The 19,797-nt window shown below is 38.0% G+C and carries 23 protein-coding genes and 2 pseudogenes; 8 read left to right on the forward strand and 17 right to left on the reverse strand.

The features are described 5' to 3' along the window. Positions 1-117: 117 nt before the first annotated feature. From FVQ77_02030 to FVQ77_02055, 6 genes are all read right to left on the reverse strand, one after another. Entirely contained in the window at positions 118-522 is a 405-nt protein-coding gene (locus tag FVQ77_02030) for a hypothetical protein (protein MBW8049120.1), read from the reverse strand. Between the two features lie 184 nt (positions 523-706). Continuing rightward, positions 707-1,615, reverse strand: a complete 909-nt coding sequence (locus FVQ77_02035) for a hypothetical protein (GenBank protein ID MBW8049121.1) — start codon at positions 1,613-1,615, stop codon at positions 707-709. Further along, positions 1,587-1,973 carry a hypothetical protein gene (locus FVQ77_02040; protein MBW8049122.1) on the reverse strand — a complete coding sequence of 129 codons (387 nt, stop codon included), beginning with the start codon at positions 1,971-1,973 and terminating at the stop codon, positions 1,587-1,589. The genes FVQ77_02035 and FVQ77_02040 overlap by 29 nt, the downstream gene beginning before the upstream one ends. A gap of 12 nt (positions 1,974-1,985) precedes the next feature. Beyond that, positions 1,986-2,519, reverse strand: coding sequence for a cytochrome c (locus FVQ77_02045; protein MBW8049123.1), 534 nt, complete (start codon positions 2,517-2,519; stop codon positions 1,986-1,988). Between the two features lie 244 nt (positions 2,520-2,763). After that, the gene (locus FVQ77_02050; protein ID MBW8049124.1) at positions 2,764-3,483 is read right to left on the reverse strand and encodes a Crp/Fnr family transcriptional regulator; all 720 of its coding nucleotides are present in this window, start codon (positions 3,481-3,483) and stop codon (positions 2,764-2,766) included. Between the two features lie 545 nt (positions 3,484-4,028). Further along, positions 4,029-4,514, reverse strand: a complete 486-nt coding sequence (locus FVQ77_02055; protein MBW8049125.1) for a hypothetical protein — start codon at positions 4,512-4,514, stop codon at positions 4,029-4,031. A gap of 144 nt (positions 4,515-4,658) precedes the next feature. Between FVQ77_02055 and FVQ77_02060 the strand changes: the two genes are divergently transcribed. Beyond that, on the forward strand, positions 4,659-5,393 hold the full coding sequence (locus tag FVQ77_02060; GenBank protein MBW8049126.1) for a sulfite exporter TauE/SafE family protein: 735 nt from the start codon (positions 4,659-4,661) through the stop codon (positions 5,391-5,393). Further along, positions 5,390-6,730, forward strand: coding sequence for a molybdopterin molybdotransferase MoeA (locus FVQ77_02065; protein MBW8049127.1), 1,341 nt, complete (start codon positions 5,390-5,392; stop codon positions 6,728-6,730). Before FVQ77_02060 ends, FVQ77_02065 begins: the two co-directional genes overlap by 4 nt. A gap of 4 nt (positions 6,731-6,734) precedes the next feature. Here the strand turns inward: FVQ77_02065 and FVQ77_02070 are convergent. Next, positions 6,735-6,917: pseudogene (locus FVQ77_02070) on the reverse strand (hypothetical protein). A gap of 55 nt (positions 6,918-6,972) precedes the next feature. Here FVQ77_02070 and FVQ77_02075 point away from each other — a divergent pair. The 4 genes from FVQ77_02075 to FVQ77_02090 all read left to right on the forward strand — a co-directional run bounded on the left by FVQ77_02075 (position 6,973) and on the right by FVQ77_02090 (position 9,471). Further along, positions 6,973-7,560 (forward strand): molybdenum cofactor guanylyltransferase, encoded by a 588-nt coding sequence (locus FVQ77_02075; protein MBW8049128.1) that lies wholly within the window; start codon positions 6,973-6,975, stop codon positions 7,558-7,560. Then, positions 7,550-7,792 carry a MoaD/ThiS family protein gene (locus FVQ77_02080; GenBank protein ID MBW8049129.1) on the forward strand — a complete coding sequence of 81 codons (243 nt, stop codon included), beginning with the start codon at positions 7,550-7,552 and terminating at the stop codon, positions 7,790-7,792. The genes FVQ77_02075 and FVQ77_02080 overlap by 11 nt, the downstream gene beginning before the upstream one ends. Positions 7,793-7,966: 174 nt before the next feature. Beyond that, positions 7,967-8,407, forward strand: a complete 441-nt coding sequence (locus FVQ77_02085) for a molybdenum cofactor biosynthesis protein MoaE (protein MBW8049130.1) — start codon at positions 7,967-7,969, stop codon at positions 8,405-8,407. Between the two features lie 119 nt (positions 8,408-8,526). Beyond that, a complete protein-coding gene (locus tag FVQ77_02090; protein ID MBW8049131.1) occupies positions 8,527-9,471 on the forward strand; it encodes a bifunctional molybdenum cofactor biosynthesis protein MoaC/MoaB in 945 nt (314 codons plus the stop codon). A gap of 184 nt (positions 9,472-9,655) precedes the next feature. On the opposite strand, the gene FVQ77_02095 is transcribed toward FVQ77_02090, so the two are convergent. The 5 genes from FVQ77_02095 to FVQ77_02115 form a co-directional block, all read right to left on the reverse strand. After that, entirely contained in the window at positions 9,656-10,249 is a 594-nt protein-coding gene (locus FVQ77_02095; GenBank protein MBW8049132.1) for a cytochrome c, read from the reverse strand. A gap of 119 nt (positions 10,250-10,368) precedes the next feature. Then, positions 10,369-10,740 carry a carboxypeptidase regulatory-like domain-containing protein gene (locus tag FVQ77_02100; GenBank protein MBW8049133.1) on the reverse strand — a complete coding sequence of 124 codons (372 nt, stop codon included), beginning with the start codon at positions 10,738-10,740 and terminating at the stop codon, positions 10,369-10,371. A 65-nt stretch (positions 10,741-10,805) separates the two neighbouring features. Next, positions 10,806-11,075 carry a cytochrome c gene (locus FVQ77_02105; protein MBW8049134.1) on the reverse strand — a complete coding sequence of 90 codons (270 nt, stop codon included), beginning with the start codon at positions 11,073-11,075 and terminating at the stop codon, positions 10,806-10,808. 22 nt (positions 11,076-11,097) lie between these two features. Continuing rightward, complete coding sequence (locus FVQ77_02110) at positions 11,098-12,384, reverse strand: hypothetical protein (GenBank protein MBW8049135.1); 1,287 nt, start codon at positions 12,382-12,384, stop codon at positions 11,098-11,100. Positions 12,385-12,389: 5 nt separating this feature from the next. Continuing rightward, positions 12,390-12,824 carry a cytochrome c gene (locus FVQ77_02115; protein MBW8049136.1) on the reverse strand — a complete coding sequence of 145 codons (435 nt, stop codon included), beginning with the start codon at positions 12,822-12,824 and terminating at the stop codon, positions 12,390-12,392. Positions 12,825-13,063: 239 nt separating this feature from the next. On the opposite strand from FVQ77_02115, the pseudogene FVQ77_02120 reads away from it, so the two are divergent. Then, positions 13,064-13,144, forward strand: a pseudogene (locus FVQ77_02120) (transposase). 273 nt (positions 13,145-13,417) lie between these two features. Here FVQ77_02120 and FVQ77_02125 read toward each other — a convergent pair. The 3 genes from FVQ77_02125 to FVQ77_02135 form a co-directional block, all read right to left on the reverse strand. Continuing rightward, a complete protein-coding gene (locus FVQ77_02125; GenBank protein MBW8049137.1) occupies positions 13,418-14,476 on the reverse strand; it encodes a response regulator in 1,059 nt (352 codons plus the stop codon). 140 nt (positions 14,477-14,616) lie between these two features. Then, on the reverse strand, positions 14,617-15,924 hold the full coding sequence (locus FVQ77_02130; GenBank protein MBW8049138.1) for a PAS domain S-box protein: 1,308 nt from the start codon (positions 15,922-15,924) through the stop codon (positions 14,617-14,619). Between the two features lie 155 nt (positions 15,925-16,079). Continuing rightward, positions 16,080-16,451, reverse strand: coding sequence for a hypothetical protein (locus FVQ77_02135; protein ID MBW8049139.1), 372 nt, complete (start codon positions 16,449-16,451; stop codon positions 16,080-16,082). A gap of 266 nt (positions 16,452-16,717) precedes the next feature. Here FVQ77_02135 and FVQ77_02140 point away from each other — a divergent pair, with 266 nt between their 5' ends. Next, a complete protein-coding gene (locus FVQ77_02140) occupies positions 16,718-18,025 on the forward strand; it encodes a B12-binding domain-containing radical SAM protein (protein MBW8049140.1) in 1,308 nt (435 codons plus the stop codon). Between the two features lie 157 nt (positions 18,026-18,182). Here FVQ77_02140 and FVQ77_02145 read toward each other — a convergent pair whose 3' ends face one another. After that, positions 18,183-18,932 carry a Crp/Fnr family transcriptional regulator gene (locus FVQ77_02145; GenBank protein MBW8049141.1) on the reverse strand — a complete coding sequence of 250 codons (750 nt, stop codon included), beginning with the start codon at positions 18,930-18,932 and terminating at the stop codon, positions 18,183-18,185. A gap of 126 nt (positions 18,933-19,058) precedes the next feature. Continuing rightward, positions 19,059-19,781 (reverse strand): iron-sulfur cluster repair di-iron protein, encoded by a 723-nt coding sequence (gene ric / locus FVQ77_02150; GenBank protein MBW8049142.1) that lies wholly within the window; start codon positions 19,779-19,781, stop codon positions 19,059-19,061. Between the last annotated feature and the right edge of the window lie 16 nt (positions 19,782-19,797).

Consider the following 19,797-nt stretch of genomic DNA (forward strand, 5'->3'; position numbering starts at 1 on the left):
TACCGTACTCACCTTTCTTAATTGTGCTGAATGATTAATTATACAGGCGGTGATCGCTCGCGCTCGTTTACCTTTGAATTTATTACATTCATTATTACATTCATTATTACATTCATTTTAATTATTTTTTGCTCCTTGTTCTATCCATTTTAAAATCTTTTGAGCTTGAAAATTTTGTAATGCTCCACTCGGAGGCATAGGATTTGACGGGCTTGTTACTCTTTGGTATAAAAGACTTTGTTCTGCATTTAGAGTGTCAACATAAGGAGCGCTGGCGCCACCAATTAATAACTGACCATAAGCAAATCCTTCACGCAAATCCAGCTTGGGATGTGTATCGTCATGACATCCTGTACAATCCTGATTAAATATGGGCTGTATGTCATTTGCAAAACTTACCGGGGGTCCGTTATTTCCTGATGGCTCAATAATTATCGGCCCTACATCTTTTGTACAGGAAGTTCCGTAGATCAGGACACTAATTATTGCCATGGATATCATGTATTTTATCAGGTTTTTCATGGGAAAATAAAAATTTCTGCCTCAAAGACACTAAGACACAAAATATGTAAGATGTTTAATGGAAGATGAGAGGAATCGTTTTCTCTTTTTTTTCCATCTTCCATCTTCCATCTTCCATTTTACATAATATTATATCTTTGTGTTTCTTTGAGTCTTCGTGTCTTTGTGGCATTCTTTCATAATGTTAAAACCACCACGTTCTTCTAATATTAAAACCCAGGGCAAAAAAGCCTTCTGTATAGTCAAATAAATTCTTCGTATAAATATGCTGCTCAAGAATACGATTGCTTGAAGTCATAAAAAACTGGAATACGTGACCGGCAGTGCCAAATTCAACCCCTAATGATAAAGGATTGATTGTCCCATCTGTCCGGTTATTAAATATGAAGGCGTATTCAATAACAACAGCAGAGTTGCGGGAAAATTTATACCTACCGCCAACAGGTAAGGCAAAGGTCAGGTTCTCCCTGCCGGGTGCTGCTAAATTTTGGTAGATCATCACCGGGGATACCTGGAAAGACAGCTTTTCACTAAATTTTCTTGCAATGATTATTTGCGTGTTGTAGCTTACCCTATGAGCTAATTTATTTTTAAATGCAGTAGTACTGTCGTTGAAAAAGGCATTATCAGGAATTGTCCGGAAGGCATCACTATTAATAGCCGTATTGTGGTAAATGGCAACTGATAAGGGCATCTCATTTTTCTCTGTTTGTCTTAACCATAAATACTTGACTTGAAAATCCCACACTTTATCAAACTTTGTCCTGCCAATTGCTATGTAAAGCCTTTCTTTGATGAATGGATATGCAAGGGAGAACCGTATATTGGCAGGAAGGTCAAGTCCTAAAAACTCCTTTATGATGTCCTCATTAAAACCAATTCCACCAAACCTGTGCTGAATTCTAAACTCAAGGCCGCTGGGAATTTCTGTTGTTTGATTATTAATAAGCTGCTTATCAGTAAAGGTATTTGTTATGTAACTTTTTTTCTGTACCTCCTGGGCATAGGCCCCGAATACCTGGATCAAAACCAGTGCGCTGCAAAAAAACAGATGCTTTATCCACCTATTTTGTAAGTATTGCGGTTGTATCATTTTTAATAAATTTTTCAGGGTTTCTCTTAAAAACCTCCCTACATTCATAAGTTCCAAATAAATATTTCTTTTCCTTGCCATTATATTTATATGAGAAAGCCTCAGATGCTAATGGTATCTCCCTGTCACACACCGGGCAAATAAACTTATCATTCACTCTTTGGTTTTGTACTAAATTAATGCTTGTCAGACTGCAACTGCTTAAACTGAATATCATCCAGCAAAAAGACATTATCATAAATAAGTTAACTGGTAAGAGGTATGTCACCTTTAATTGTCTCAACATAAATTCTGAATTCTCCCCAAATGGCTCGGGACAGGCGGGGCAAGTTGTTGAGTTACCTTCTTTGTCTTTCATTTTTACTGTTCTTTATTTGTTGCTGCCAAGAGTTCGGATGTAACTAACCAATTGCCAGCGTTCTTCTTTTGTCAATATTTTTTCATAAGATGCCATAGGAGAATCTCCTGTGGTGATCTTCCAGAACAGAGCGCCATCACTTTGCTGTTGAACTTTATCACTGGTATGGTCTTTTGGTTTAGGATTTAGGCTGGCGCCTGCTGGTCCATCCCCTTTCCCTGATTTTCCATGACAGGTCCAGCACATTTTGTTATATACCTTTTTGCCTTTTTCTACCACTTCTACATCATTTGCAAAAGGATTAGTCAAGGTATCTGTCCAGGCAGGGGCTTTCCACTCATCCTTTCCTATGCTATCCTTACCTATGGCATGGTATGGCTCCGGAGAAATATTGTCCGGATGTGTGATCGTCTGATTAAATGAGCTGCCTTTGGCTGTCTTGGAAAGGCAGGATAAAGAGATTGAAATAAAGAGAACCAATGAAATTATTACAAACAAAATCGTAATGGTGTTTTCGAATACAACAAGGCTGCTTTTTCTTTTCATCATAAAAACTTTTATAATTAGTTATTTAAGTCAAGGCAAAGGTATTTCAGCCAATATTTTCCAACAATGACATCGGTTAGTTGCAAATTTGTTTTTGGGGAGGTTTGATTATGAGATTAATCTGATTATAAACTGATACAGACGAGGTTTTTGAGAGTATGATAATTAAAGAATAAAATGTGTTAATTTGGTAATTGGGTTTATCCCAGTACTCAAGATCAAATTATCTTTAATAGACGTAGCCTCACACAGTTACATTAGCTTCCTTTTTTAACTTTTCCAGGCAAGAAATAGTTATTTTGTTTTTTCTTTCCTCAAAGTCAATTATTTTATCCCTTTTAAACTCATGAAACAGCCGGGTGACCAATTCGGCAGAGGTATCCACTATACTGGCTATCTCCAATCTTCTCAATTCTACATTAATAACTCCAGTTTCATCCATCCCAAAAGTTTCATACATTGTAAGTAAAGCATCTGCCACTTTCTCTCTTACATTCATCTGTGCCATTTTCTTTAAATGGATTTCATTTTTTTGCAACTTTTTCAAATAGTACTTTAGCAATTGAAAGGAGAAATCAGGATTAGACTTTAACACTTTTAAGAAAACATCTTTCTCAATAAAGCATATAACTGAATCTTCAATTGTTGTAGCCGAAAGATGATAAACCGTTTTATTTACATTTTCCGTATCCTCATAACCAAGAAGCTCCCCCGGTTTCAAAAAATAAATGATCTGCCTCTTATAATTTATTCCCTCAATAAAAATTTTAACCTTACCTGAAAAGACACAATAAATTCCAACAAATAAACTTCCTTCATGAATAATTTGTTGACCTTTTTTATAGATAAGAGTGCTTTTAAACTGATTAACCAAATGCTGTTCATCTGTTGAACAATATTTCTTTATAAAGCATTGTTTAAGAGAACAGTCCTTGCATTTGATGTTTAGTTGGTACATATTCATTGTAGTATTTTGTTTATTGAAAATATGAATCTGATTTAGTTGTTATGATATTACATTTTCAGCCACTTGGCTTAACTTGTACACAGGGCATACTATTCTTAATAGTTGCCTGTACAACGAGAATATGTAAAATATGTCTAACAGGCATAATTATCAGCAGCAAAAGAACTGTGAATGAAAAGGTTATAAAATGATTGAACTCACATCATTTAATGTTTTTTCGCAGGGAATCAACTACGTTTTCGCAAGTTTGGAGATGATTTGCAATAAAGGTAGGGATAACATTTTTCGTCACTAAGGAGCAACCCCCTTAAAATGACCTGCAGCAGTTTAAGGTATGATTTTTTTATAACAACAAAAGTTGATAAAATGCTTAAATTTGTATAAATCTATGAATTGTTAATCCATATTTTCTTATAAAACTATGGATTGGGAATAGATTGAATTGAGGCAAAATGATACTTAAAAGATTGAAGAGTATAATGGGAAACTATCTGCACTTCAATTCAAAATAATAGACTTATTTTACAATTTCGAATTCTGATTTAGAGATAGCCGGCAAATTTAGAGTTGATCCAAACTCCGATAAAATGTGTAATAATGATTACAATTATGGCAATAAACCAGTGTTCTGAAACGGCTTTCCACCGCTTGATTTTTGGACCTTTACCAATAAAATAACTTAAAACTCCTAATAGCAAAAACCCCCATATCACACTGATAATTATTGCTGTTTTGGAATGAAATACCAGGATAGGCAATATAAAGGTTAAAGCGGTAGCTAATTTTGATACGAAAGCAGAAAAAGTGGCTTCCCAGATCTCCTTTGCTGTATGGGAGCCCTCAGATTCTTCAGCTATATGAATACCCAATGCATCTGAAAAGGAATCTGCTACTGCAATTGTTAATATACCTACAAGAACAATATATTTTGAATGAGTCCCGGCTTCCAGTCCTACAATTACTCCCAATGTGGTGATTATTCCTGATGTTAGCCCAAAGCTGAGCCCTGTTTTTAAGGAATGCTTCATTACAAGAACAAAAAAGAGTTAATTAATTTAACTGAAAAATGATCTTCGTCATTTTTCTTTTTTTCAGTTTTCTATATCTTTGTATCTTAACATTTTTACCCCGTGGGATTTCTTCTATCCAACAGGGTATGTTGAAATTTCCAGATGAATATTGAAACTTTATTATTATTTCTAATTCTGATAATCGCCTTTTTATATGCCTTGGTCGGGCATGGCGGAGCCAGCGGGTACCTTGCTTTGATGGCTGTATTTGGCTTTGAGCCGCAACTGTTAAGGTCGTCTGCATTGATGCTCAACGTGATTGTTGCAGGCATTGCATTTTATCAATATTATAGGAAAGGATTTTTTAAATGGAGATTATTTCTCCCATTTGCCGTGATATCGGTTCCTATGGCATTTCTGGGAGCCGGAATAAGTATTGATCCATCTGTATATAAAAAAATATTAGGCATTTGCCTGATCTTTGCCATTTTGCGGATGCTGGGAGCATTTGGTAAAGAGCGTCAGAATATTAAAGAATTGCCCGTTTATGCAGGCTTGGTAATAGGAGCTGTACTTGGTTTGGTATCCGGAATGATCGGTATAGGAGGCGGGATCATTTTAAGTCCGGTGATACTGTTATTTCACTGGGCAAAGATGAAAGAAACGGCTGCCGTATCGGCATTATTTATTTTTGTTAATTCTATCGCAGGGTTAGCAGGCCTGTGGTCATCAGGCAACATTACGCCATCTTCTCAAATTTATTTATGGGTTATTGCAGCAGTTGTAGGAGGCGTATTGGGTGGCTATGTTGGAACTTCAAGATTGACCAACAAGAAATTAAAACGTGTGCTTGCCTTTGTATTAACCCTTGCAAGCTTTAAGCTATTAGCGTTATGATAAATGTTAAAAAAGCACAAGAGCTGATATTAAAACATGCGCATAGCGCACAGCGCATAGAGCAGGGCGCAGAGAGCTGTGCGCTAAAAAATGCAAGCGGGAGAATACTGGCTGAAGATATTCGGGCGCCCATTTCTCATCCTTTGTTTGACCAGTCTGCTGTAGATGGTTATGCGATTCGTTATAAAGATATTCTTCATGTAGAGACGGGGTATGTAGAGACGAGGTATGTAGAGACGTTGCATGCAACGTCTCTACATACCTCGTCTCTACAAGTGATCGGAGAAATTAAAGCCGGTGATCATCCGGGTATCAGACTAAAAAATGGCGAAACAGTAAGAATTTTTACCGGTGCTCCGCTGCCTCCTGGTACAGATACGGTAGTGATGCAGGAATTTGTGGAGCCAGTAAGTGATGATGTCATCGCTATGAGTAATGACATTGTTTATACGAAAGGAGCTAATATCAGAAAGAAAGGGGAGCAGATCCGTAAAGGTGCGTTGGCATTGTCAAAAGGAACAACATTAAATCCTGCCGGCATAGGATTCCTGGCATCGTTAGGTATTGGTTCAGTAAAAGTTGCCTGTTTGCCTAAAGTAGGAATTGTTGTCACAGGAAATGAATTTACCTTGCCTCAAAACTCCCTTTTATCTCATCCTCAGCCCTTTCACACAAATGGAGAGAGGAGGAAGGCTAGAATGAAAGACCCCAGGGGAGAAGTAGAAGCAGGCAAAATTTATGAATCTAACGGCATAATGCTCCAATCTCTTTTGCAGCAGGTGGGCATTAAGAGTGAATATGAAAGATGTGAGGATGATCCCGCAAAATTAAAAGCCCTTTTACAAAAGGAATCTGATCTAAACGATATTATTATAATCACCGGTGGAGTTTCGGTAGGGAAATATGACTTCACAAAAACAGCTCTTGAAGATATTGGTTTTGAAATAGTTTTTCATAAGGTTTCCCAGAAACCGGGGAAACCAATTCTCTTTGCCAAAAAGGGAAAGAAAACTGCATTTGGTTTGCCAGGCAACCCCCGCGCTGTATTCGTATGCTTTTATGAGTACGTATTCCCTTTTATCAGGGCAATTATGGGAAGTAGAGACCCTTTTCTACCAACTATACAATTGCCACTATCAGAGGATTATGAAAAGAAGAGTGAAAGAGCACATTTTCTTGCTGCTCAATTCAACGAAAATGGCATCAGGATTTTAGACGGGCAGGGTTCGCACATGCTGCAATCATTCTCAGAGGCAAATGCGGTTATAGAATTACCGGGAAACAAAGAGCACTTTTTAAAAGGTGAGAAAGTGCGGGTATATTTATTACCTAAATAAACAAAGCAGTCGGCAGTCGGCAGTTGGCAGTCGGCAGTTGGCAGTTGGCAGTTGGCAGTTGGCAGTTGGCAGTCCACAGTCGGCAGTCGGCAGTCGGCAGTCGGCAGTCGGCAGTCGGAAGTCGGAAGTCGGAAGTCGGAAGTCGGAAGTCGGAAGTTGGCAGTCCACAGCCGGCAGTCGGCAATTGTTTTTTTGCCGACTGGGGACTGTAGATTGCCGACTTTTCTCTATTTATACTTTTTATGAGTAAAGATATTACAGGCATCATACTGGCAGGAGGTAAAAGCAAAAGGATCGGAGCGGATAAAGGATTGCTTAATTTTAATGGCAAAACATTTGTTGAAAATATTTACGGGGTAGTGAAAACCATGTGCCAGGATATTGTGATAATCTCCAACCAACCAGGTTATGAAAAGCTGGGCATACCGGTTTACCGTGACCTGGTAGAGAATAGCGGTCCTTTGGCAGGCATCTATACAGGACTTACTTATTCCAACACGTTCAACAACTTAGTGGTGGGTTGTGATATGCCTTTTATTTCCACAGAATTGCTGGAATATTTAATTGGCCACCTTAATAATAAAGATGTGATTGTTCCAGCAGCAAATGATCAGCTTCAGCCGTTATGTGCATTGTACACTAAAAATTGTCTAAACCTGATGGGAAAATTTCTGAAAAACGGGAACCTGCAAATGCGGCAAGTCATAAGGCAGCTAGATGCGAAATATGTTATAATGAACGAAGCGCTGGACTTTTACGATCCCCGCTCGTTTTTTAATATCAATACCCGTGAAGATCTTGAATTGATACTAATAAAAAATGAGAGTTAAAGTTTTACTATTCGGTATGTTAGCGGATAAGACAGGTACTCGCACACTTATAATAGAAGATGCTGAAGGCATGGTAGATTTGGCAGGTCTGAAAAATTACCTTGAGAGTAAATACCCCTTTTTAAAAGAAATGAAATACATAATAGCAGCAAATCAACAAATAACAAGGAAAAATATCAAACTCAATGAAGGGGATGAAATAGCGCTGATGCCTCCTTTTGCGGGTGGATAATGTAATGCAACATTTAGTTGTTAGCTTTTAGCTGTTAGCTGTTAGCTATTAGCTAATAGCTAATAGCTAACAGCTTTTAGAAGAGCAACGCATGATCAACAGTTTCATTATTACACTGAAATTAACCGCTAACAGCTAAAAGCTCTTATATGTTGCAAGAGAATAAATCAAAAAATGAGTACCACAACAAAGGAAAAACTAAAATATTTGATCGAGGGTAGTATTTCTCCCGAACTTATATCAACACAAGTACAGAATCACCAAAAGAAAACAGACATAGGCGCCCATACGTTTTTTCTCGGGCAGGTGAGGGCTGATGAAATTGATCAGAAACGGGTTATTGCCATTGAATACTCAGCTTATGCGGAAATGGCCGAGAAAGAAATTGCAAATATCAGGGAAAAAACTTTTGAAAAGTATGATATAAGTTGTTTACACATTTATCATAGTTTGGGAGAAGTGAAGGTAGGAGAAGTATCACTTTTTGTGATGGTTTCGACAGCACATAGGCAAGATACTTTTTCAGCGTTGGAATTTATTGTTGAACAAATAAAACACCGGGCGCCTATCTGGAAAAAAGAAATATTTGAAGATGGTACATCAAGTTGGCAGTAGGCAGCAGCAGGAGGCAGTGTTTGCCCCGACTGCCTACTGCCGCTTCTACATAGATGGATTGACGAAGCACTAAAAAATGAAATCGCTTAAAATTAAGTGAAATTCTGATACAATAAATTATGCGTGACATCAGCAGTAAAATAAAAACATTACGCATTGCACGTGCAAGCGCAATGATGAAAATGAGCGGGGATAGTATTGATGCTATAAAGAACAATGCTACACCCAAAAAGGATGTACTGGCAATCGCCCGGGCAGCAGGATATCTGGCAGTAAAAAACACCGGCAATACCATTCCTCATTGTCATCCTCTCCCGATAGAAGCGGTTAATATAGCATACGACCTAAAGGATGATACAGTAAGGATTGATGTTGAAGTAAAGACCTGTTATAAAACCGGCTGCGAGATGGAGGCATTACACGGTGCATCTGTTGTGGCATTAACCATCTACGACATGATAAAACCCATTGATAAAAATATTGAAATTAGCACGATTAAATTAGAAGAAAAGAGTGGGGGTAAATCTGATTTTAAAGATAGATTTCCCGGTTCATTGCAAGCTGCAGTGATCGTTGTCTCTGACTCTGTCGCAGCAGGCAGCAAACATGATAAAGCCGGAAAATCAATAATCAAAAAATTAGAAACATTTGATATAGTTATTAATGATTATATTATCATCCCTGATGAACCTGGGGAGATTCGCAAAAACGTAGAAAAATATTGTGAGCAGGAAATTGACATTGTCATCACCACAGGAGGAACAGGCCTTTCGCCCAGGGATCACACCCCGGAATCTTTAAAGCCGCTGATTGATACCGAGATTCCCGGTATTATGGAAGCTGCCAGAAGCTACGGACAAAACAGAACACCTTATGCCATGCTTTCCCGCAGTATTGCCGGGCTCAAAAACAGGACTTTAATACTCGCGCTGCCAGGCTCCTCACGAGGCGCTGCAGAAACAATGGATGCTCTTTTCCCAAATGTATTGCATATTTTTAAAGTGCTGGAAAAAGGTTACAGGCATGAGTTGGAGGGAACTAAATCTCACAATAAGGGATTGTAATGACTTTTGTCATTTATGTAATTCAGTACCTTGTAATCCTCAACCTAATACCAGTTCCTATATTTATTAATAGGCTGTTTTAAAAAAGTTGCTATGAATTAATGAAAGAGGAGTAATTCTTCAGTTTTTTACCAATTGCTGTATTGTTAATAAAACAATACAGCAATTAGAAGAAAAACAAAATTCATCTTCTTTGCCCATACCTTTTAGTTCTTATATTTAATTCCGCTAAAACCCTGACAGTATATATCAATACAATAACAATCACAAGTAACAAACCCATTATCCAGGATAAGGGGTTAAGAATAAACGTCAAAATAAGATCGTTTCCTTTTGAGCTATCTTGTATATTATTATTGGCACTTTCTGTAGTTTCTTGATTGTCAGTCATTTCATTGCCCGATAAAGTTACCGTTTCAACTGTGGATGAACTTTGTTGACTGCTGCTGTTAATGTACGCAAGCAGAGCGGTTATTTCTTCATCAGCAAGTGGTTGGTCGGGCATTACGATCATATTGTTCTCATTAAATAATGTTACCGCCTTTTCATCGCCTGCCTGGATCATTGTTTGTGAAGATTTAATAAAATCTTTCAACCACTGCTCATCATGCCTGCTTTGCACACCAGCCAGGTCAGGTCCTACCAATTGGCCTCCTCCTATTGTATGACATGCTATGCAGTTTTCCATGAAGATCATTTCACCGTCAACCTGCGAATAATTTTCTTTTGATAAAAGCAATAAAGCTGTTGATATAATTAGGAACTTAACCGGTATCATAATTCAAAATATTTTTAGGTTAGCTGTATTTTATTTTATTCACCTCAATTCCCCCTCTCTCCCGGTTATAGCCGGGATGGAGAGGGGGCAGAGGTGAAGAGTTAATAACCGTTTTGTGATCACTCCACATCAATATCTGCATCCACTTCTTCGGATTTTTTGTTGATTGTTACAGCAAGTCCGCCTCCCCTAACTGCTCCGGAGCTGTCGCTCCCCATTGCCAAAAGGTAGTAATTACCTTTTTGCAAATTCTCAAATTCAAATTCACCTGCTGCGTCTGTGGTAGTGTTGTCATCAACATCACCGTTGGCAGATGTTTCGCCATACCAAATGCTGACCGTTGCATTGGGTATCGTTTCATCATTGGCTTCATAATGAACGTGGCCGTGGATGTGTGCTTTACCACCAGGGCCTGGCTCTTTTTTACACGCTGGCAACAGTATTAAAAATGCTGCAGCGGTAATTACGGATGTTAATCTTAGTGTTTTCATTTTGGTACCTCCTTTTTTGTAGGTGAAATTTTTTATTATTTCACCGGGGTTAGTTAAACATAAATTTAATTTGCTGCTTTTAAAAATTCGATGATCTTCTCTGTTTCACGAGCCGTGAGGTTTGCGCGCATTCTCATGTGCGATCCGATCAACTCCCATTGAGGGTCGCTGAAATCGGCAGGCGAAGGCACGTTATGGCAGCGTGAACAATTCTCGCCCCACAACTGTGCTCCGCTCTTTGCCTGTATTTCTTCGGACACCTTACAACCCGACAGATAAGCATTGAGCATTATTGCAGCACCTAATGTCATTGCTATGATTTTTAACTTTTTCATAATGATTGTTTTTTAAATGTTTTTAAAATCCTATTGTCCATTGGAGCATGGCTATGCTCTCTAATTTACCTATTCGCATTTCAAATTTGAACGCTGAGCGTGCGTGTATCCAGTAGTTCAAACCCAGCGACCACCTTGCATCATTAAATTCCCATTTCGCCCCCTCTGCTAATTGAGCAGCGTCATACCGAACCACAAATTCCAGGTTGCGGATCAGCTCTTTGCCGGATTTGGAGGGGCGGTAAGAAAGCTGGGCATAATATATCTTGCTTTGGTTGTTGAATGTATAAAGCGAATCTTCACCCATCGCAACATCCATACTGTCATTCAGATAATAAGCATCACCTATATTAACAAAGCTGAATTGTCCAACCAGCCGGATATCGCCTTTTATAGAGCTAAAATCCTTATTGTAGGACAAATCAAGAGCATAGAGCAGAGCGCTTACATTTTCATGTTCGGTACCCAGGTCGCCTGTTTTTCCTGCGTATTGTCCTGAAACGCCTATTTCCAAAGATGAATTGGAGAAGGGCAAAAATCCTAATCTTCCTCCTATTGCTTTGTTTGCGTTGTTGTCACGGAAGTTGCTGTAGATCAAAGCGCCTGCATTTTCGGGATTGCCTTTGCCATCTTCCAATACCGGCCCGTTGGAAACATACACTGCATAATACAATTTAGATTTACCTAACTGCAGCCCGCCTCTCGCCTGTATGCCTAATTCATCGGTAGGGGTTGCCCCTCCATGACCGAAACCTAAAGGGGCGCTGGGCAGCTTGTTGATCCATGAAGGATGAAAGCGTTCATTGAAAGTTCCAAAAGGCGATAAAAACTTGCCACCTACTAATGTGAGCCAGTCATTCACAAAATAACCGATACTTGCGTAACCCAGGTCAAAATGGGTGCCACCTTCATGTGAAATGCCTTCCTGGCCTCCTCCATGCCCGCCACCACCATGTCCATGCCCCCCGGTTTCTCCACCATGAACGCCCCCTTCCAGCTCAATATGTAATTCACTTTCAAAAAAGAGTTTATCTGTGGGTTTCCAGATCATGATCGGTGCAAAACCCGCATGGTCAAAACGTGAAATATCAAGATCCTCCAGATCCTGGTGATAGGCAAAATCTGCAAAACCTGTCATACGGAATTTATTGCTGCCGGGCTTTAGTGCATTAAGCCTTTCGCTCAATGTGCTGTTGGCAGTTTTTAGAGCTTCAAGTTCTTTTGCCAAAGCCGTGTCGGTTTGAGCATTTGCCTTGAATGATGACGCTGTCAGCGCTATCATTAATAATATGATCGTTTGTTTTTTCATGGTTATTATTTTTTACCCAGTACCCTGATATAATTTACCAATTTCCACCGCTGTTCTTCTTTCAATATTTTCTCATAAGCTGCCATGGGTGGCTTGCCTGTGGTAAGCTTCCAGAAAATGGCGCCATCTGTCTGGCTTTGCAATTTTTCTGAAGTGAAATCTTTGGGCCTTGGTTTCAAGCTTAAACCTGCAATACCGTCACCTTTACCTCTGTCGCCATGACAGATTTTGCAAAGTTTGAGGTAAAGTTTTTTCCCTTCAGCAGTAGCTTCTGCTTTACCTTTATAAGGATTTTTCAATAAGTCAACAGATTTGGGCGCTACCCAGTCATCATCATTAATGCTGCCTGATTTAGTACCTGATATAAAGATCGAAGTAACTATTAAAGCAGCTAATGGAAACGCTAACTTAATGTGACGAGTGTTTTTTGGCTTTTTCATGATCTATTGTTTTGATAAATTAATTCTTCATATGCAAAAGTATCTATCACAGATATTGTACACGATGTCTGCCGTCATAAAAAATTATGATTGTTGTTATTTGAAACCACGAATTACACGAATTACACAAATTAAATTAGTGTAATTCGTGTAATTCGTGGTTTCATTTTCGGTGTTTACATGAATGTCGGTGCGCCCCGATGGTAATCGGGACAGGCAAGCATAAAATACGTTTGTTAAAGATTACTTTTCAGGAAGAATACAGGGCGCTATTGAAGAAGTATAATGTGGAGTATGACGAACGTTATGTATGGGACTGATGCCTGTTTCGCCCTTTCAGGGCTAATCATCAGAGCTAGAGAATAACACAGGGCTACACCCTGTGTTTACACCTCACGCCCTTTCAGGGCTTTTTTTGAGAATATTTATAAAATATTTAACTATCAACAACTTTTTAGAATAGAGCCAAAATTAATAATAATAGGGTCAACCAGCGCCCAGTAACCAGCATCCAGTAACTGATAATTTGATGCATGATGTTAATAATGATTACAATTTAAGTTGTTTTTTTTAATTTAGATTTTTAGGTGTCATTAGTATCTGATATTTGACAACTTACCTGCGTCAAGAATAGTAATATTTTTCCCTTTAATTTCAATTAGTTTATCTTCTTTAAATTCAGATAATGTTCTGATGACTGTTTCTGTAGCCGTACCTGCAATGCTTGCCAGGTCATTTCTTGAAATGGATATATTGAAATTTTCATTATTTTCTTCCCGGTAACGTTTTTGCACGAGTAACAATGCTTCGGCTACCCTCTTTCTCACCGTATTATAAGCAAGATTTAATAATTGTTCTTCTTTTTCGAGCAAGCTTCCGGATAACATCTTGATGAACTTGTGTGAGACATCGCGATTGTTTTGGAACAATGAAAGAAAATCCTGCTTTGGTATCTTGTAAATTTCAACATCTTCCAATGCCGCTGCTGTTTCTGTATAATCACAATCCTGCAATAAAGCCATGTAGCCGAAAAAATCACCTTTCTTGTATAAACCTGTAACATACTCTTTTCCATCTTCATTCATTCTATAGGTTTTTACCTTGCCTTTATTGATAAAGAACATCCCATTAGGAAAATCGCCTTCATAATAGATGGTCTCTTTCTTTTTGTAGGGTCTGAGCTTTCTATCTTCAGATAGTTTACTTAATTCTTCCAAACCCCTGGCTCCGTCAATAAATTCATTTAATCCCTCAATGTTATTGCTAAATTCACCTTTAAAGATCTCGCTTCTCTTTAAACGGCTTTCGATTGCGTTAAGCAATTCCATTTCATCAAAAGGTTTGGTTATATAATCATCAGCTCCAAGGTTCATTCCTTTTCGCTGATCGCTTTTTTCCGCCTTTGCAGTGAGGAATATGAATGGGACACCTGCGGTTGCCATGTTTTTACTCAGCAGGTACAAAACACCGTATCCGTCTAATTCCGGCATCATTATATCGCAAATGATCAGATCGGGTTTTGACTTCTTTGCCAGCTCAACGCCAACTTTTCCCCCATCGGCAGTTATAACTTTATAATTTGCTAGCTCAAGAATTTCAGCGGTATTTTCCCGCATTTCCAGGTTATCTTCTATCAGTAAAATGGTTTTCATATTAGTATCGGATTTTTAATTTTTTGCCACAAATAATGTCACAAAGACACCAAGGCACAAAGGGTCACAAAGATAATTTTAATGTATCATTAATAAAGAACGGAATTACAAAAATGGTTTTATAAAATACTTTGTGTAACTTAGTGTCTTCGTGTCTTTGTGGCAAGGTCTTCCGGCTGCTGAATAGCAAGCGGCAATTTAATCATAAATGTGGTTCCTTTATTTTCCTTGCTAATAAATTCTACAGAACCATTCATTAATTCAACATATTTTTTTACAATGTTTAACCCCAAACCTGTGCCGCCAATATTGATAGAGTTGCGTGCTCTGAAGAATCGTTCAAACATATGCGTTTTATCTGTATCCGGAATGCCAATTCCCCTGTCTTTTACTGAAATCATTAAGTGTGCGTTTTTATATTGGGTTGTAAAATCAATTCTTTCCCCTTCAGCAGAGTATTTAATGGCGTTTGACAAAAGGTTATTGATGATATTCTTTAAAAATTGCTTGTCCAGATTAACCTCCCCTTTATTTCCTGAGTGTTTGTAAACAATATGCTGTTTTGTTTTTGCAACGGCTTGCATTTCCTCTACAATGTCTTCAGCAAATTCGATAAGGTCAAATGACACAGGTTTGTTTTCTATTATTCCTTCTTCTAACTTGTCTAATGAAAGAAAATCATTTAAAATGCTAACGAGGTTATTAACTGAAGATCTGATCCGCTCAATATGCTTGTTTCGTTTGTCTTCAACGGCAGGTTGGTTGTACTTTGAGATCAATGCAACCGAAGAAAGTATCGTACTAAGAGGTGTTCTGAATTCGTGTGATGCTATTGAAACAAACCGGGATTTCAGCTTATTCAGCTCTTTTTCTTTTTCCAATGCTCTTTTTGTCTCTTTTTCGGCTAATGTTCTTGATCTTATTTCTTCCTGGAGATCTTCGTTGCTGTACCTCAAGGCGCTGATCGCTTTGCTCAATTCCTGAGTACGCTCCTCAACCCGTGATTCTAACTCTTTATTAAGCTGTTCAAGATTATCTCTTACTTTTTTGCGTTCGGTAATGTCGGTAATAAGCGCCATTACAAACTTCCCATCATCCAGGTCAAAATGATTCAGGCTGATCTCCACAGGAAATGTAGTTCCATCTTTTCGAATTGCAGACAAGTCCATATCTATTCCCATTGACCGTTTTCTGGGATTTTTGCTGTATTCTTCCCGCAGGGAGATATGTTTATTCCTGTATTGTTGAGGCATGAGCATTTCCACCTTTTGCCCGGTCAATTCATTTGTGGTGTAACCGAACATTTCTTCTATCCTGGGATTGAACATCCTGATCGTTCCTTTTTTATCAAGTACTATTAAACCTTCCGCTGCTGATTCGAAAAGTACCTGGCAAATGTTTTCCAAATCTTCTTTTTTCTCCCTTTGAATATTAGACTTTGAATCCATTTAAGTAGGGGAATTAAAATTTATAGGATACTAATAAAAAAATGCTAATATACTAATAAATACTAATTATACTAATAAAAAAGAAATGTATACTAAAAGCAGGATAAAAACATTCGTATCATTAGTATAAATTCGTATATTAGCATTATACATTATCAGATAGCTTCCATATCTTTTTTAAATCTTTCAATAACTTCCTCCGGTTTAATTATTACAGGGGGGAATGTTTCTATTACCATTTTTATCACATCAATAAATTGCTGCTTCATTTCGCTGGTAAAATGCTGACTACCAAGTTTCATAGAATGAATTGCCCAGTTGTAGGTAGTTTCAAAATCTTTCTTATTCTTTTTTAAAATATTAAAAATAATTTCAGAATAGTCGAAGTCAATGTTATGTTTCCTGACTTCTTCTGTTATAATATCGTGCAGCTTTTTCTTATCTTCTTTTTGGATTTGGTCATCGGCTCTGGCAACCGCATAAGCCAGCCGTCCTAAAGCATAATATATATGTTGTTTTGTGTCCATTAATTTTCAGATTTAATAATGATTTAGCGTCTTGGCGAGAAAAAACGGAAAATCTGAATGATGCAAATGTGGAATGAAGGTAAATAGGATAATATGATGCCTATCAATCAAAAAACTGATCTTTATCAGTATTTTAATTTCATCACTTCGTCTAACAAGTCTTTTTTATTTACCGGAAAATCTCACAATCAAGGATTTTATTGACTTATGTCATATTATATTATTCCTGGACCCACTACACTTGCATTTTTCTTTAAAAATGAACCATGCAAAAAAAGATATTACTCATCTCTCCGGGTATATCCCCTAAAACACGTACCCCATTTGCTTTAAGAATTCCTGAAATTGCTCTTTGTATGATCGCTGCGTTCACTCCAAAAGAATTTGAAGTGGAGATAATTGAGGAGGAGCTTGAAGATATTGACTTTGATACAGCATGTGATATTGTAGGTATTAGCTGTATGACGGCTAATGCTCCCCGTGCTTATGAAGTGGGCAAAGAATTTAAGAAAAGAGGTAAGACGGTTGTTTTTGGAGGAATGCACCCTACTGTTTTGCCTGATGAAGCGCTTCAATATGGAGATACTGTTGTGATAGGTGAAGCAGAAGGGGCATGGGAGAATCTTTTGGCAGACTACCTGGAGGGCGAACTGAAACCTACCTACAGCAATTTTCAACCCAATGTATCCAATTATCCTTTGCCAAAGCGAGATATGACAAGGAAAAAAGGGTTGTTTGATGTGAAACCCATACTAACAACAAGAGGCTGCCCATATAACTGTGAATTCTGCTGTGTTACTGAATTTTATGGAACCAAATTGCGTCATATACCGCCTGCCAGAGTAGTTGAAGATATTATTGTATCTAAAGGAAAAATGTTCTTGTTTTTAGATGATAATATCATTGGCCATCCTAAGTATGCCAAAGAGCTCTTTCGGGCGATTGCCCACCTGAATATAAAATGGGTAGGGCAGGCATCCGTCTCTTTTGTAAAAGATACAGAGCTTATGAAATTGGCAAGAGAAAGCGGCTGCGGGGGGCTTTTCTTTGGCGTGGAATCTGTTTCCACAACTCAGTTGAAGAAGATGAGAAAAAGCATAAAAGATATATCTGATATTGAAGAGGCAATTAAAAGAGTAAAAGACCTGGGCATTCACTTCCATGCCTCCATGGTCTTTGGATTTGATGACGATACTGAGGCCATCTTTGACGAGACCCTGGAATTTCTTATGAGGAATAAAATAGGAACCGGTTCATACAATGTTCTAACCCCGTATCCCGGTACACAGATATACAAACGGTTTAAAAAAGAAAGGCGGCTTCTTACCGAAAACTGGAAATATTATGACCACAATACAGTCGTGTTTAAACCCAAAAACATGACTCCTATGCAACTTGCCGAAGGCCATCTTAAAATGAGGCAGGAACTTTACAGGTTTAGCTCTATAGCAGAAAGATTTCCGGGGAATTTAAGCCACCCATTACTTTACTTAGCAATGAATTTTGGTGGCAGAGCTGCTAATAAGAAATTAGCAAATGGTTTGTATAAGAGAATGGAGGAGATACTGATTTGAAATGCCTAAAATACGGCTAAATCTCATTTTGATGTGCTGGGGATTACTTTTATTATTGTAGTATAATTATTTCACGTAGCACATCAAAATGAAATTTAGCCTAAAATACTTAAAATGCCTATCCCGAGTACTCGGGATAGGCATTTTAAGTATTTCTTCAAGGATCATAAACATTAGACGGCCTTATAATTTCCCGGATCTTTTCCAGATCTAAAATTTTGATCTTTTTTTCGATTTTAGTGATCAGACCTTCATTTGCAAAATTGGTTAATTGGCGGATAACCTGTTCAGGAACAGTACCCGCAATGCTGGCTATTTCCTGCCTTGTTAGACCGGCATTTATTATTGAATTATCTGTAGTACCATATGCTTCTGCTATAAACAGCAAGGCGTCTGCCACCTTTTCTCTCACTGACATCTGGGCCATATTTCTCAGCCTTTTTTCAATTCTTTTTAGTTCTTCGGCATAGAACATCAGCAGGTGAAACATCAAATCAGGATTAGATCTTAAAATATTGAAAAAAAACTGATTTTCTATAAAACAAAGGTTGGCGCCTTCTAATGCAACAACTGATATTGAATAAATCAGATGCTCGCCATATCCCCTGTGTCCTACAATATCACCTGGTTTGGCGAGCCGGATAATTTGTTCTCTGAACATATCCACGATCCCTTCTTTATAAACTTTTACCTTACCGGAATAAATAAAATAAATACCCATAACAGCATTTCCCTCTTGTATTATTTTCTCTCCCTTTTTATATAATAAACAACTTTTATTCGTATCCATTTCAGAATACCATTTAGATGAACAGTATCTGTTTATGAAACAGCTCTTGTTAAGACAGGTTTCGCACTTTGGTATATCTGCTATTTTCATACCCGATGCTAATATATGAACGCGCATAGAACGTAGCCCCGAATACTCGGGGTTCAATGCTTTGGCCTTTGTTATACGCTATACGCTTTGCGCTTATATCCAATACTCATTGTATTTACAAAAAAATCATTACCTTCCCTAACCTACCATTCTCTAAGGATTCGTAAACCTGGTTTCCAGGGTAATTGCCTTGGGAAAAAGGATATTATTCTCTAAATGGATATGCCGGTGCAGATCTTCTTCAAACTCCTTTAATTTGAAATAAGAAACCTGGTAAGTATTGCACGCATAGTCAGGTGGGATATACCCGTTGCTTAACTTTCTGATCTCTTTTATGACCTCTCCTGCATGGTCATGCTCCAGTTCCATCATTCTTATCGGGTTCTGCACTGTACCGAAGGGAGGATGATCGATTGGGGTACAATTTGTTTCAGCCTCAGCCAACTGTTTAATATAAGGAAACAATATACTCTCTTCTTTCATCATGTGTTGATCGAGTTCTTCAGCGATCTCTTTGAACAATTCAGCAATCTGTACCACTTCAGGGTTGGCATTTCCATGTACTTTTGCAACTTTTTGAGTATATTCCAGCAAAAGTGGTATGTTATCTCTAACATATTTGTGATGCTCATTGACAATATAATCAACCAGCAAGTCCATGTTCCAATCCTTGAAATTTATCTGTTCAGGCGGGGGGCTTTTCTGTTCAATCTTACGGAGTTTATCTTTCAGGTCATCGTAATTAATTTTCTTTTTTTCACAAACTTCTTCCACTGTTCTTTTGCCCCCACAGCAAAAGTCAATACCGAAACTCCTGAAAACTTCGGCTTTGCGGTAATCATTGGATACCAATTCAGCGATTGTCTTATTGTTCATAGTAGTTATTGTATAA

This window comes from Cytophagales bacterium, from assembly GCA_019456305.1.
Classification (GTDB): Bacteria; Bacteroidota; Bacteroidia; order Cytophagales; family VRUD01; genus VRUD01.